12 protein-coding genes are annotated in these 14878 nt (G+C 61.6%); all 12 read right to left on the reverse strand.

Translation table 11 applies throughout. The annotated features are described in order from the left end of the window. Positions 1-38: 38 nt before the first annotated feature. Complete coding sequence (gene dnaE / locus Ga0074115_RS05190; protein ID WP_060528286.1) at positions 39-3569, reverse strand: DNA polymerase III subunit alpha; 3531 nt, start codon at positions 3567-3569, stop codon at positions 39-41. 95 nt (positions 3570-3664) lie between these two features. Next, positions 3665-4237, reverse strand: a complete 573-nt coding sequence (gene rnhB, locus Ga0074115_RS05195; RefSeq protein WP_057955313.1) for a ribonuclease HII — start codon at positions 4235-4237, stop codon at positions 3665-3667. Next, a complete protein-coding gene (gene lpxB, locus Ga0074115_RS05200; RefSeq protein ID WP_057955312.1) occupies positions 4234-5382 on the reverse strand; it encodes a lipid-A-disaccharide synthase in 1149 nt (382 codons plus the stop codon). The genes rnhB and lpxB overlap by 4 nt, the downstream gene beginning before the upstream one ends. Next, a complete protein-coding gene (lpxA, locus tag Ga0074115_RS05205) occupies positions 5382-6158 on the reverse strand; it encodes an acyl-ACP--UDP-N-acetylglucosamine O-acyltransferase (RefSeq protein ID WP_082626726.1) in 777 nt (258 codons plus the stop codon). Before lpxA ends, lpxB begins: the two co-directional genes overlap by 1 nt. Continuing rightward, on the reverse strand, positions 6155-6589 hold the full coding sequence (gene fabZ / locus Ga0074115_RS05210) for a 3-hydroxyacyl-ACP dehydratase FabZ (RefSeq protein WP_081417690.1): 435 nt from the start codon (positions 6587-6589) through the stop codon (positions 6155-6157). The genes lpxA and fabZ overlap by 4 nt, the downstream gene beginning before the upstream one ends. Positions 6590-6615: 26 nt before the next feature. Continuing rightward, a complete protein-coding gene (gene lpxD / locus Ga0074115_RS05215) occupies positions 6616-7662 on the reverse strand; it encodes a UDP-3-O-(3-hydroxymyristoyl)glucosamine N-acyltransferase (protein WP_060528287.1) in 1047 nt (348 codons plus the stop codon). A gap of 15 nt (positions 7663-7677) precedes the next feature. Next, on the reverse strand, positions 7678-8190 hold the full coding sequence (locus tag Ga0074115_RS05220) for an OmpH/Skp family outer membrane protein (RefSeq protein WP_082626724.1): 513 nt from the start codon (positions 8188-8190) through the stop codon (positions 7678-7680). 17 nt (positions 8191-8207) lie between these two features. Continuing rightward, the gene (gene bamA, locus Ga0074115_RS05225) at positions 8208-10493 is read right to left on the reverse strand and encodes an outer membrane protein assembly factor BamA (RefSeq protein ID WP_057955311.1); all 2286 of its coding nucleotides are present in this window, start codon (positions 10491-10493) and stop codon (positions 8208-8210) included. A gap of 178 nt (positions 10494-10671) precedes the next feature. Next, positions 10672-12036, reverse strand: a complete 1365-nt coding sequence (gene rseP / locus Ga0074115_RS05230) for an RIP metalloprotease RseP (protein WP_060528288.1) — start codon at positions 12034-12036, stop codon at positions 10672-10674. 23 nt (positions 12037-12059) lie between these two features. After that, positions 12060-13238, reverse strand: coding sequence for a 1-deoxy-D-xylulose-5-phosphate reductoisomerase (gene ispC / locus Ga0074115_RS05235; protein WP_057955310.1), 1179 nt, complete (start codon positions 13236-13238; stop codon positions 12060-12062). Continuing rightward, positions 13238-14059: a phosphatidate cytidylyltransferase gene (locus Ga0074115_RS05240; protein ID WP_057955309.1), complete on the reverse strand. Its 822-nt coding sequence runs from the start codon at positions 14057-14059 to the stop codon at positions 13238-13240. Before Ga0074115_RS05240 ends, ispC begins: the two co-directional genes overlap by 1 nt. A gap of 4 nt (positions 14060-14063) precedes the next feature. Then, complete coding sequence (locus Ga0074115_RS05245; RefSeq protein WP_057955308.1) at positions 14064-14840, reverse strand: isoprenyl transferase; 777 nt, start codon at positions 14838-14840, stop codon at positions 14064-14066. Positions 14841-14878: the final 38 nt, after the last annotated feature.

Genomic DNA, 14878 nt, shown 5'->3' on the forward strand with positions numbered 1-14878 from the left:
TGTGACATATGTCACATTTTTTTGATCAGCGGGTCCGATCAACTCCGCCGGACAATCACCACCCGAATCGCCTCTGGGCCGAGCCAGCGCTCCAGCCGCCGCAGCAGTTCGTCGCTGGGATTGACCCGCCAGGCCTCCCCCAAGTGGATCTCAGCGGTAGCCGTGGCAGAGCGATAGTGGAGACGGATCGCACATGTGCCGCCGAGAAACGGGCTCAGCAGCTGTTGCAGCTGCTGACGGAATTCGGCCACCTCGGTGGGGGCCGGTGCAACCTTCAGGTCGAGGTGGCTGGCATAGAGTCCGCGCGCCTGTTCCACCGTGAGCAGGTTGTCGGCGCGCACGCTGAGGCCACCCCGGTACTCGTCGTAGCTGAGGCTGCCGGAGACTACCAGCAGATTGTCGCTGACCAGCAGATCGCGGTGCGCCTCGTAAGCCTCATTGAACAGGGTCACCTCGATGCGACCGCTCTTGTCATCCAGCAGCAGGGTGCCCATGCGGCCGCGTTGGGTCTGCCGATGGCTGGCGGAGACCACCAGCCCCACCACCACCACTGGCACACCGCGCCGGCGACCGCCGCCTCCTCCACCGCCGCCGTTGTTCTCAACCGAGAGCTCGGCGATACGACTGCTGGCCAGCTGTTTGCGATCCTGCTCGTAGCGGTCGATGGGGTGGCCGGTGAGATAGAGGCCGAGAGTCTCCTTTTCGCCTTGCAGACGCTGCTCGTCATCCCACTCCTCCACCCCCTCGGGCACCACTGCCGGCTCAGCCCCGCCCTGGGCCGATTCACCCATGCCGAACAGGTCATCCTGACCAACCTCCTGGGCCTCATGCTGCTGCTCCGCCATTTTCAGGGCCAGCGGCAGATGCAGCATCATGGTGGCGCGATTCTCGCCCAGACCATCCAGCGCACCGGCGCGAATCAGCGACTCTAGCACCCGCCGGTTGACCCGTTTCATATCGATGCGGCGGCAGAAGCTGAACAGATCGGCGAACGGGCCGTTGGCATCACGCTCGCGAACGATGCTCTCGATCGCCGACTCCCCCACCCCCTTGATCGCGCCCAAGCCGTAGATAACGGTCTTCTCATCAGCAATGGTGAACTTGTACTGGGACAGATTGACCTGGGGCGGCTCCACCTTGAGCTGCATGCGCCGCGACTCGTCGATCAGCGGCACCACCTTGTCGGTGTTGTCCATATCCGCCGAGCAGACCGCCGCCATGAAGGCCGCCGGGTAGTGAGCCTTGAGCCACATGGTCTGGTAGGAGACCAGCGCGTAGGCGGCAGAGTGGGATTTGTTGAAGCCGTAGCCGGCGAACTTCTCCACCAGGTCGAAGATCTTCATCGCCAGTTCGGCGTCGATGCCGTTGTTCTCCGCACCCTCCTTGAACACCGCACGCTGCTTGGCCATCTCCTCCGGCTTCTTCTTGCCCATTGCGCGACGCAGCATGTCGGCGCCGCCCAGCGAGTAGCCAGAGAGCACCTGGGCGATCTGCATCACCTGCTCCTGGTAGAGGATGATGCCGTAGGTGGCATCGAGGATCGGCTTCAACGACCCATGTTGATACTGGGCGTCTGGGTAGGAGATCGCCTCGCGGCCATGCTTGCGGTTGATAAAGTTGTCGACCATGCCCGACTGCAGCGGGCCGGGCCGGAACAGCGCCACCAGTGCAGTGATGTCGTCGAAACTGTCGGGCTGCAACTTCTTGATCAGCTCCTTCATGCCGCGGGACTCGAGCTGGAACACCGCGGTGGTCTCGCACCGCTTGAGCATCTTGAAGGTGGCCGGATCGGCCATGTCGATGGCGCTAATATCGATCGGCTCCAAGCCCTGTTTGGCGCGCCCAGCATTCACCGTCTGCAGAGCCCAGTCGATGATGGTGAGGGTGCGCAGGCCGAGGAAGTCGAACTTCACCAGCCCCGCCTGTTCCACATCATTCTTGTCGAACTGGGTCACCAGGTTGCCACCGCCCTCTTCACAGTAGAGCGGGGCGAAGTCGGTGAGCAAGCCAGGGGCAATCACCACGCCGCCCGCGTGCTTGCCAGCGTTGCGCGCCAGCCCCTCAAGCTTGCGCGCCATATTGATCAGCTCGCCCACCTCCTCATCAGTGCGATAGGCGTCGGCCAGATCCTCGCTCTCCTCCAGTGCCTTCTCCAGGGTCATACCCAGCTCGAAGGGGATCATCTTTGCCACCCGGTCGGTAAAACCGTAGGGGTGGCCGAGCACCCGCCCGACGTCGCGCACCACCGCCTTCGCCGCCATTGAGCCGTAGGTGATGATCTGCGATACCGAATCGCGGCCATACTTGCGCGCCACGTAGTCGATTACCTCATCGCGCCGGTCCATGCAGAAGTCGATATCGAAGTCGGGCATAGAGACCCGCTCCGGATTGAGGAAGCGCTCGAACAGCAGTTCGTGCTCGATCGGATCAAGATCGGTGATCTTCAGCACGTAGGCGACCAGCGAGCCGGCGCCGGAGCCGCGCCCCGGCCCCACCGGGATGGCGTTGTCCTTGGCCCACTGGATGAAGTCGGCAACGATCAGGAAGTAGCCGGGGAAGCCCATCTGGTTGATCACGTCGAGTTCGATCTGCAGCCGCTCGTCGTAGGGCTTGCGGATCTCCGCAAAGTCGGCGCTGCTAGTGTCGAACAGCTGCTCGAGTCGCCACTGCAGCCCCTTGCGCGACTCCTCGGAGAAGAACTGCTCGATGGTCATCCCCTCGGGGATCGGGAAGTCGGGCAGGAAGTGCTTGCCGAGGGTTAACGCAAGGCTGCAGCGCTTAGCGATCTCGACACTGTTGGCGAGCGCCTCGGGGATGTCGGCGAACAGCTCGCACATCTCCTGCTGGGTGCGCAGATACTGCTGCTCGCTGTAGAGCCGTGGGCGGCGCGAATCCTCCAGGGTGCGGCCATCGTGGATGCAGACCCGCACCTCATGGGCCTCGAAATCCTCGCTGGCGAGAAAACGCACATCGTTGGTCGCCACCACCGGCACATCCCGCGCCGCCGCCAGGGCAACCGCGGCGTGCAGATAGGCCTCTTCATCGGGACGACCGGTGCGATTCAGCTCCAGGTAGAAACGATCACCGAACAGCTCCAGCCAACCCGCCAGCAGCCTCTCCGCCGCGGCCTGGTTGCCCGCCAGCAGGGCGCGCCCCACATCCCCATCACGTCCCGCTGAGAGCGCGATCAAGCCATCCACGCTGCCTTCGAGCCAGTCCCGATCCAGCATCGGCCGGCCTAGATGCTGGCCCTCACGATAGCTGCGCGAGACCAGCCGGGTCAGGTTGCGATAACCCTCAAGATTCTGCACCAGCAGCAGCAGACGGAAGGGCTTGTTGACATCATCCGGATTGCGGAGCCACAGATCGGTGCCGGCGATCGGCTTGATACCGCCGCCCAGCGCCGCCTGGTAGAACTTGATCAGAGCAAACAGGTTGGATTGATCGGTGAGCGCCACCGCCGGCATGCCCAGCTCCACCGCCTTTGCCACTAGCGGCTTGATGCGCACCATGCCATCGACCAGGGAGTATTCAGAGTGGACGCGGAGGTGGATGAAATTGGGTTGCATGGGGCGTGACTTAAGGGGCTCGGTGCGGCGGCTAATTGAGGATGCAGAGCTTACCAAATCGGCCCGGCCAGGCGCGACCCTCGCCCCCGGCTGGCTCAATCGAGCAGCCGGCGCACCGGGGCGAAGGAGCGGCGGTGGATCGGGCTGATCCCCAGCTCCTGCAACGCCTGCAAGTGGACCTTGGTAGGATAGCCTTTGTGACGGGCCAAGCCGTAGCCGGGATGGTGTTGATCGAGCTCGACCATCTCCCGGTCGCGCGCCACCTTGGCGATGATGGAGGCGGCGCTGATCGCCTCGACGCTGCTGTCGCCGCCGATGATCGCCTCCACCGGGCAGGCGAGCTGCGGGGCATGTTTGCCATCCACCAGCACCCGCTGCGGCGTCAGTGCCAGTGCCTCCACGGCGCGGCGCATCGCCAGCAGGCTTGCCTGCAGGATGTTGATCTGATCGATCTCCTCCACCTCGGCGCGCCCCAGCGTCCAGGCCAGCGATTGGGCACGAATCTGCTCCGCCAGCTGTTCGCGACGCTTTTCCGAGAGCTTTTTGGAGTCGGCCAGTCCCTCAATCGGCTGCGCCGGGTCGAGGATCACTGCCGCAGCCACCACCGGGCCGGCCAGTGGCCCGCGGCCCACCTCGTCGACCCCCGCAACAAAGATCTGATCAGTCATTTTTGTTCTCCATCAAGCATCGCCAAGATCGCATCCGCAGCACGATCGGCTGCGTTGCGCCGTAGGTTTTTGTGAATCTCGGCATAGCGTGTGGCGATTTCGGCACGCCGCTGCGGATCATCGAGCAGCGCCAGCAGCGCAGAACCCATCGCCTCGGGTTCTACCTGCTGCTGCAGAAACTCCGGCGCCAGCTCCTCTTCTGCCAGCAGGTTGGCCATCGCCATGTAGGGGATCTTCACCAGATTGAGGCGGGTCACCAGCCAGTAGGTGAGCGCTGCCAACCGATAGGCAACCACCATCGGCCGCTTCAGCAGCAGGGTCTCCAAAGTGGCGGTGCCAGAAGCGGTGAGCACCAGATCCGCCGCGCCGATCGCCTCGCGCGGGCGGCCATCCAGCAAGGTCAGGGGCAGGCCAGGAGCGAACTCTGCGACCGCTACGGAAAACGCCTCGCGGATCCGCTGGTTGACCATCGGTGCGACAAACTGCAGTTCGGGGCGCTGCTGATGGCACCAGCTAGCGGTCTGCAGAAACGCGGCCGAGAGCATCTTCAGCTCGCTCATGCGGCTACCCGGCAACAGTGCGATCACCGGCCGCTGCGGATCGAGGCCTAATTCACGACGCAACTGCTGCGCATCCGCCGGCTCGAGTGGGATCTGATCCGCCAGCGGGTGGCCGACATATTCGGCACGCACCCGGTTGGCGCGCAAAAATTCACTCTCGAAGGGAAACAGGCAGAGCATCAGGTCGACCGCGCTGTGCAGCTTTTTGACCCGCCCCTGGCGCCAGGCCCAGACCGTGGGGCTGACGAAGTGGGCGGTGCGGATGCCATTTTGTTTCAGACGGCGCGCCAGCGGCAGATTGAAATCAGGGGCATCCACGCCGATGAAGAGATCCGGCGGGTCGGCGCGAAAATGGTTGTAGAGACGGCGGCGCATCGCCAGCAAGGCGGGCAAATGTTTCAGCACCTCGACCAGCCCCATCACCGGCTCGATACGATCCAGAGGCTGGCAACCGGCCGCCTCCATCTGCGGCCCGGTCACGCCTTCGAAGCGCAGCCCCGGACGTTTCGCCTGCAGTGCCTCGATAAGAGAGGCCGCGAGGATGTCGCCCGAGACCTCGTTGGCGACGATGCCAATACGTATCATCAGCGGATGATGCCGCGTCCGCTGTCGTGCAGAAAATCGACCATCAGACCCACCTCTGGTGTCTCTGCGGCGATCGCCCGCAGATCGTCGAGCGCCTCTTCGAGACGTTGATTCGACATGTAGATCGCCTTGTAAGCGCGCTTGATCTGCTGCATCGCTGTCTCGGAGAAGTCGCGTCGACGCAGCCCTTCGCGATTGATGCCGTGGGGTTTGGCGGGTTGGCCCGAGACCATCAGGTAGGGCAGCACATCCTTGCTGATTGACGAGCCCATGGCACAGAAGCTGTGGGCGCCGATGCGGCAGAACTGGTGCACGATAGTGAAACCGCCGAGGATGGCGTAGTCGTCGATAATCACATGGCCACCCAGGGAGGCGGCATTGGCCATGATCACGTTGTCCCCCAGCTGGCAGTCATGGGCGACATGAGTGTAGGCCATCAGCAGGTTGTCGTTGCCGATGCGGGTGGTCGCTGTATCCTGCAGCGTGCCGCGGTTGATGGTGGTGAATTCGCGGATCACGTTGCGATCACCAATTTCCAGCCAAGTCTCTTCGCCGGCGTACTTTTTATCCTGGGGATCTTCACCGACCGAGGCGAACTGGAAGATGCGGTTGTCCTGGCCGATGCGGGTCGGCCCCTTGATCACCGCATGGGGACCCACTCTGGTGCCTTTGCCGATCTGTACACCGGCACCGATGATGCTGAACGGGCCAACCCCGACCCCCTCATCCAGCTCAGCCAACGGGTCGACGATGGCACGCGGGTCGATCAGGGTCATATCTCCCGGGCGGTGCAGATGATGTTGGCGGTGGCTGCGACCTTGCCATCCACCGTCGCTTTGCAGGAGAACATACCCATACCGCGACGCATGGCGGTCTGCTCCACCTCAATGCGCAGCTGATCACCCGGCTCCACCGGGCGTTTGAAGCGCGCCTTGTCGATGCCGACAAACAGGTAGATGGTATTTTCACTGACAGTGGAGGGGTTCGACTCCATCGCCAGCAGACCGGTGGCCTGGGCCATCGCCTCGACAATCAACACCCCCGGCATCACCGGCTTGATCGGGAAATGGCCGTTGAAGAAGGGCTCGTTGTAGGTGACATTCTTCAGCGCCACCAGCCGGGTATCTTTTTCAAATTCCATGACCCGGTCGATCAACAAAAACGGGTAGCGGTGCGGCAGCAAGCTGAGCACCTTTGTAATATCCATAACGGTCAAAACGCTCTCCCCACTCTTCAATCTTTTGGCTGGCTGACGTTACCCAACAATTCTTTGACTTGTTTTTCAAGTTGCTTCAGGCGCTTGGCAAAATCATCCAGATGGCGGATCCGGGCCACGGCCCTTTTCCAGGCACTATTCTCGGTCGCAGGCAGGCCGCTGCTGTAGTAGCCCGGCCGTTCGAAGGAGCGGGTTACCAGCGCTTGACCGGAAAAGTGCACATTGTCACCGATTTTGATGTGTCCAACCACACCGGACGCACCGCCGAAAGTACAGCCGCGGCCGATCCGGGTTGAGCCAGCGATGCCGCTAAGCCCCGCCATCGCGGTATCTTCCCCCACCTGCACGTTGTGCGCGATCATGATCAAGTTATCCAGCTTGACCCCGTCCGCCAGTACCGTATCTTCCAGGGCGCCTCGGTCGATGGTGGTGTTGGCGCCAATCTCGACCCGCTTGCCAACGCGCACCCGCCCCAGCTGCGGTACTTTCTCCCAGCGCCCCTGGTCGTTGGCCAGGCCAAAACCATCGGCGCCCAACACCGCACCGGGGTGAATCAGGCACTGCTCACCGAGCTCGGTATCGCGGCAGAGGGTGACCCGCGCTACCAGCCGCGATCCCGCCGCGATTTTACAGCCAGGCTCGATCACGCAGCCCGGCCCAATATAGACCCCGGCACCGATCATCACATCGGCACCAACCACCGCACAGGGTCCGATCCAGGCGCTGGCATCGACTGCAGCACTTTCATCCACCACGGCACTGGGGTGACGGCCCGGCTCAAATCGCGCGGGCGGAAACAGCTGCGCGGCGATACGCGCATAGGCCAGGTGCGGATTGTCACTGATCACCACTGCGGTGTGACAGTGCTCCGCATCCTCGGCAGAGAGAATCACCGCAGAGGCCTTGGTATCCGCCAGATAGTGCCGGTATTTCGGGTTGGTGAGGAAGCTGATCTGGCCGGAAGTCGCGCCGGAGAGCGTACCGACCCCGCTGATCCTGATCTCAGGATCACCCCGAAGTTCCGCCCCAACAGAGGCAGCAAGATCCCCCAGCCGGCTCCCCATGCCCCACCCCTCCCGCTATTTCGAAACCAATTCCCGCAGCTTCTCCAGCACCATCTCTGAGATATCGATCCGCTTGCTGAAGTAGACCACGCCGTCGGAGACGATCAGGTCGATATTCTCCGCCTTGCCGACATCGCGGATCACCTCCCGCACCTGGGTCCGAAGCTTCTTGAACTCCTCGTTCTGGCGCAGGTTGAGGTCCTCGCGAAACTCGGTCTGTGCATTTTTCAGCTTGCGACGACGGGAGAGAATGTCGCGTTCAAGGCGTTTGACCTCGGATTCGCTCATCACCGTACCGTCCCGCTTCAGCTTCTCCTCCAGTTGCTTCAGTTGGCTCTGGCTCGACAGCAGATCCTTCTCACGGCGGGAGAACTCCTTCTGTAGCCGCTTGCGGGCCGCCTGGTACTGGGGGGACTCCTCAAACACCTTGGTCGCGTTGACAAAGGCGATCCGGTAATCCTCTGCCATCGCGGCGCTTGCGCCGACTAGCAACAACACCAGAAAAGCAGATTTTAAAACTCTATTCACTATTTACTCCTACTGCATCAATAGGTCGTACCAAAACTGAACTGAAGCGTCTCGACTGAATCACCCGACTTATCATTCAATGGATAACCCAGACTGAACGCCAATGCGCCCACTGGCGATAGCCAGGATACCATTACGCCAGTGGACATCCTGATCTCATCCCAATCGATACTGCCTCCATCACGTAGATCAAACACATTGCCCGCATCGAAGAAGACCCCCCAGCGCATGGTTTTTCTGAAGGAATCCATTGGCGGCGGCATCAAAAGTTCGATCTGGCCGATCAGCTTGCTGTTCGCCCCCAACGCCCTGTCGGTGGAGTCCTTAGGACCGAGGGTATTCTCTGCGAAGCCGCGCACCGATCCGATACCACCGGCGAAAAAGTTGCGGAAGAAGGGCAACTCGCCGCCTGAGTAACCCTCGCCATAGCCAAGTTCCCCGTTGAGACGCAGGGTCAGCGAACGGCTCAGCGGCAGATAGTGGGTATGACGGTAGTTGATCCGATAGTATTGGAGATCGCTGCCTGGCACATTCATCTCCAGCGACAGGCGTTGGTGCCCGCCCCGGCTGGGAAATATGGCGCTATCGCGACTGTCGCGGTTCCAGCTGGCCATCAACTCCACATCGTCAAATTCGTCGCCGTTGCGGTCCTTGAAGTCGATTACCTCGCCGGAAGGGGAGTCCCCCAACACAAAACGGGTATGTTCATAGGCGAGACTAAGCCTGAAGCGATCATGCTCGGTCAGCGGCAGACCAAAATTCACTCCCAGACGACTCACATCGGTGGAGTAGCTAGAGATATTCAATTCGGAAAAGTCGGTCTCCTGGAAGATCGCCTCAAAGCCGCGACTGACGCCATCGATGGTGTAGTAGGGGTTGGTATAGGAGAGGTTGACCCGCCGGTTGGCCTTACTGGTGTCAAAGCCCGCGCTGACATGTTTGCCGGTACCCAGGAAGTTATCCTGGGAGATACTGCCGTTAAAGATGATGCCCTGGCTCTGCGAGTAGCCCACACCAGCCGCCAGGTTACCCGAAGGCTTCTCGTTCACCTTGATCTCGATATCCACCTGGTCATTGCGGCCGGGTACCGCCGGCGTCTCCAGCATGACCTCATCGAAATAGCCCAGACGCTGCACCCGCTCGCGGCTCAGCTTGATCTTGCCACCGGAGAACCAGGCAGATTCCATCTGACGCAGCTCACGCCGCACCACCTCGTCACGGGTATTGGTATTACCGCTGATGTTGATGTTACGCACATAGACCCGGCTGCCAGGATCGACGAAATAGGTGATCGCCACCTCACGCTTCTCTCGGTCGATGTCGGGGATGCTGTTGACGTTGGCGAACGCATAGCCGGCGTCTGCGAGTTTGCTGCTGATGCGCTCCGCACTAGCGGTAGTCTGCTTGCGTGAGAAGACCTCGCCACGTTTCAGGTGGATCAACGGGAAGAATGTCTCGGCGGGCAGCTCCAGATCACCCGCCAGCTTGATCTCGCTGATCGTGAAGACATCACCCTCGGTGAGTACCACGGTAACGTAGATGTCCTTCTTGTCCGGGGTGATAGAGACCTGGGTCGAGTCGATCTTAAAGTCGATGTAGCCGCGATCGAGGTAGTAGGAGCGAAGCTTCTCCAGATCCCCGGCGAGTGCCTGCTTGGAGTATTTGTCTTTGTCCGAGAAGAATTCGTACCAGGCCGGCACACCGCGCTGGAACTCATCCAGCAGATCGTCGTCATCAAATGAATCATTGCCGATGATGTTGATCTTCTTAATGCGTGCCGAGACGCCTTCAGAGATCGTTATCGCCACCGCCACCCGATTGCGCTCCAGCGGTGTCACCGTGGAGTCGATCTTCACCCCGTACTTGCCACGGGAGAAGTATTGCCGGTTCAGCTCCTGCTCCACTCGCTCCAGCAGGGCGCGCTTAAAGACTCGACCTTCGGCCAGCCCGATCTCCTTCAGCCCCTCCTTGAGCTTATCGGTCTCCAGATCCTTGTTACCCTCGAAGCTGATCTCGGCAATAGCGGGGCGCTCCTGCACCACTACCACCAACACATCGCCATCCTGCTCCAGTCGAATATCCTTAAAAAAACCGGTCTTGAACAGGGCACGGATGACCTCAGCCGTATCGCCCGGCTCCAACCGCTCTCCCACCTTCACCGGCAGATAATTGAAGACGGTGCCCGCCGCAATGCGCTGCAGACCCTCGACGCGGATATCGCGCACCACAAAAGCGTCCGCCCCGGCAACGGCGGCCATAGAGAACAGCAGAAATCCGACCAGGGATCTTGTCAGCGCACCCATAAAAGACTCAAAAACCTGATTAGTATCCGTGTGGCACGGCCCACCACCAAAGCCTGTCTCCAGGCCCCAGCGTTCCCGACAACAAAAGAGTTGGAAAAACCGGACGTTATTATTACAGCCGCGCTAGTATAAGGGATCTTCCCTGGTTAGCCTACCGCGCCCATCCCCCTACAGCATTTCAGCCGAGCAGCCGATTGATGTCCACGTAGAACGCCAGCCCCATCAATGCCAACAACAGTAGCATGCCGATCTTCTGCCCCTGCTCAACAAACCGCTCCGACAGGGGACGGCCCTTCACCGCCTCGAGCAGGAAAAACAGCAGATGACCGCCATCGAGCACCGGCACCGGCAGCAGATTGAGCACACCGAGACTGATACTCACCACCGCCAGAAACTTGAGAAAATAGACCAGCCCGTAACTGGCCGACTTGCCAGCCGACTCAGCGATCGAGATCGGCCCGCTCAGGTTCTTCACCGAGACCTCGCCGACCAGCATCTTGCCGAGCATCTTCAGCATCAGCGAGGAGAGATCCCAGCTCTTCTGCAGCGCCTTACCCAGCGCCTCCACCGGTGGATAACTGACCTCCACCTGGAACTCATCCATCAGCCCTTCAGGCACCTGCACGCTGGCGCCAATGCGCCCAATCGGCTTGCCCTCGCTCTCGATCTTCGCAGGTGTCAGCTCGACAAAGAACCGCTCATCGCCCCGCTCGACCTCGACCTGCATCGGCAACGCAGGATGGGCCCGTACATACTTCACCCAGGCGCTCCAGCTGGCCAGCGGCTCGCCATCAACGCTGAGCAGCCGATCCGCCACCTGCAGACCAGACTGTTCAGCCGGCTCACCCGGCAGCAGAGCACCGATCACCGCCGGCAGATGGGGGCGCTTCGGGGCCAGCCCCAGACGCAACAACAGCTGCCCATCCTCTGCCATCTGATGCAGATTTTTGGTCTCAAGCCAGCGCACCCGCTGACGCCCCGACTCATCCTCAGTAGTTACCGCCAAGCGCTGATGCTCGATCGATTGCGCCAGCAACGCGTAGACGACGCTCTCCCAGGTGAGAGTCTCCTCACCGTCCACTGCCAGGATCTGATCATTTACCTCAAAACCGGCCTGCGCCGCCAGCGATTCCGCCTCGACACTCCCCACCAGGGGCTTCAGACCGGTGTCGCCACTGACAAAGATCAGCCAGAAGGCGAGGATCGCAAACAGAAAGTTGAATAGCGGACCGGCCACCACGATGGCACTGCGCACCGCCAACGATTGCCGGTTGAAAGCGCGACCCAGCTCCGCTTCAGGGACCGGCGCCTCACGCTCATCCAGCATCTTGACGTAGCCACCCAGCGGGATTGCCGCCACCACATACTCGGTCCCATCCCGCTTGCCCTGCCAACGCCACAGAGTGCGGCCAAAACCGATCGAGAAGCGCAGCACCTTAACCCCAAGCTTGCGCGCCACCCAGAAGTGGCCAAACTCATGGACCGCGATCAGGATCGCCAGCGCGAGCAGAAAAGAGAGTAGCGTAAACAATAGGGAACCCATCGAAACCTCCGGCAGTCAGGGCGTCAGACCCTTTCCCGCACCACTTGTTCCGCATACTCCCGTGCGCGGTGATCCTGCTCCAGCAGCAGTTCGAGAGTCTCTGCCGGTTCGACGGCAAAGGCATTCAAAGTCTGCTCCACCACCTGTGGGATGCCAAGGAAGTCGAGATTTCCCTCAAGGAAGCGTGCCACCGCCACCTCATTCGCCGCATTCAGCACCGCCGGCGCGGTACCGCCCGCATCGATCGCCTGATAGGCGAGGCGCAGACAAGGGAATCGCTCGGTGTCTGGGGCCTCGAAATCGAGCCGCGCCACCGCGAATAGATCGAGGCTGCCGACCCCCGACTCGATCCGCTCCGGCCAAGCCAGGGCGTGGGCGATAGGGATTCGCATGTCAGGATTACCCAGCTGCGCCAGCACCGAGCCGTCGTTGTACTCCACCATCGAGTGGATCACACTCTGCGGATGCAGCACGACCTCGACCTGCTCTGGTGAGGTGCGGAACAGCCAACAGGCCTCAATCACCTCCAACCCCTTGTTCATCATGGTGGCGGAGTCGACAGATATTTTGCGCCCCATCTCCCAATTAGGGTGGGCGCAGGCCTGCTCCGGGGTGACCGCGCGCAACTCATCCAGGCTGCTGCGGCGAAACGGTCCGCCGGAAGCGGTCAGCAGGATCTTTTTCACGCCGACCCGCGCCAGCCCCCGCTCAAAGTCGGCCGGCATGCACTGGAACACCGCGTTGTGCTCCGAATCGATGGGCAGGATCTCGGCGCCATGCTGGCGCGCCTCCTCCATAAACAGATGCCCGGAGACCACCAGCGCCTCCTTATTGGCCAGCAGCAGCCGTTTGCCGGCGCGCACCGCCGCCAGCGCCGGCAGCAACCCAGCGGCGCCGACGATCGCCGCCATCACATAGTCAGCCTCGGGCATCGAAGCGACCCGCTCCAAGCCGACCACACCAGAGAGCACCTCGGTGTTCAGCGACTCATCCCTCAGCCGCCCGGCCAACGCCTCCGCCGAAGCCTCATCGGCCATTACCGCCACCTGCGGGCGGAACGCCTGGCACTGTTGAAGCATCCCCTCCACATCGTGGTTGGCAGTCAGCGCCACCACACGATAGCGATCCGGGTGGCGCGCCACCACGTCCAGGGTGCTGACTCCGATCGAACCGGTGGAACCCAAAATCGTCAGCCCTTTCATCACACTCTGCCCATCACTATCAGACCCAAAACGAACACCGGAGCTGCCGCGGTCAGGCTGTCGATCCGATCCATCATGCCACCGTGGCCCGGCAGCAGCGTACCACTGTCTTTCATGCTGCGCTGACGCTTCATCAGGCTCTCAAACAGATCGCCGGCTACTGAGAAAATCGTGGTCAGCAGACAGAGCAGCAGCAGTCCGGGATAGTCGGCCAGCGGCGCCTCCAGCCACCAGCCGAGCCAAAGTCCCAGCAGCAGCGCACTAACCAGCGCTCCATAGACCCCCTCTCGACTCTTGCCCGGGCTGACCCGCGGTGCCAGCTTGACCCGCCCCCAGCGCCTGCCGGCAAAGTAGGCACCGCTATCTGCACCCCAGATCAGCACCAGCAGGAACAGCATCAGGCCGGGGCCCCGCTCTGCGGTGTAGTGAAGGTAGACCAACGAAAACCAGGTCGGCACCAGCACCAACAGCCCTTCGGCCGCCTGTAGCGAGCTAAAACCCTCGCGACTCACGCCACCCGGGTAACGCCACAATCGCAGGATATTAAACAACCACCAGAGCACCACCAGACTCAGCAACGGCATGACCCAGCCGTGCTGATCAAACAGCAGCGATACCGCCAGCAGCGCAACAGTGACCAGCAAGATATAGAGGGAGCGGTGCAAACAGAAGCCAAGACCCGAGAGCCGCCCCCACTCATTAGCTCCTAGCGCCAGAGCCAGCCCCAGCAGCATCGCCAGATAGAGGCTTGGGAGCAACAGCACCGCCGCCACCACCAGCGGCACCAGTATCAGAGCAGTCAGCAGGCGCTGTTTGAGCATGTGCTCAGAGATCCTTGGCCGATTGCGTCTCCACCACCTGCTCGCCGGTGCGACCGAAACGACGCTGCCGACGGGAATAGTCGGCAATCGCCGCGTCGAGGGCAGCGGCATCGAACTCAGGCCAGAGCAGATCGGTGAAGTAGAGCTCGGAGTAGGCCGCCTGCCAGAGCAGAAAGTTGCTCACACGGCACTCGCCGCCAGTACGGATGAAGAGGTCGGGATCAGGCAGATCAGGGAAGGCAAGCTGCGCCGCCAGTGCCTGCTCGTCGATAGCATCGACATCGATCTCACCGGCAGCCGCCTGCCAGGCCAGTCGGCGCGCCGCGCGAATGATATCCCAGCGGCCGCCGTAGTTTGCCGCCACCTGTAATATCAGGCCACTGTTCGCCGCAGTCAGCGCCTCCACCTCATGGATGCGTTGCTGCAGTTTTTCCGGAAAGGCCGTGCGGTCGCCGATCACCCGCAGCCTGACACCATTGCGGTGCAGGCGTCGCGCCTCCTTTCTGAGGGCGCGGATGAACAGATCCATGATCAAGCCGACCTCTTTCTTCGGCCGCTGCCAGTTTTCACTGCTGAAGGCGAACAGGGTGAGCACCTCTATGCCCTGCTGCACGCAGTGTTCCACCACCTTGCGCACCGATTCGACACCGGCGGGATGGCCAGCGTAGCGCGGCAAACCCCGCTGCCTTGCCCAGCGACCATTGCCGTCCATAATGATTGCAATGTGCCGGGGGAGCTGGGGGGGCGTCCCGGTGCTGTCGGTCTGGCCTGCTGTGCTCATAAGGAGCTGAAATCCTGTTGCTAATCTCGCCTTGACGA

The organism is endosymbiont of Ridgeia piscesae, assembly GCF_001443665.1.
In the GTDB taxonomy this organism is placed as follows: Bacteria; Pseudomonadota; Gammaproteobacteria; order Chromatiales; family Chromatiaceae; genus Endoriftia; species Endoriftia persephonae.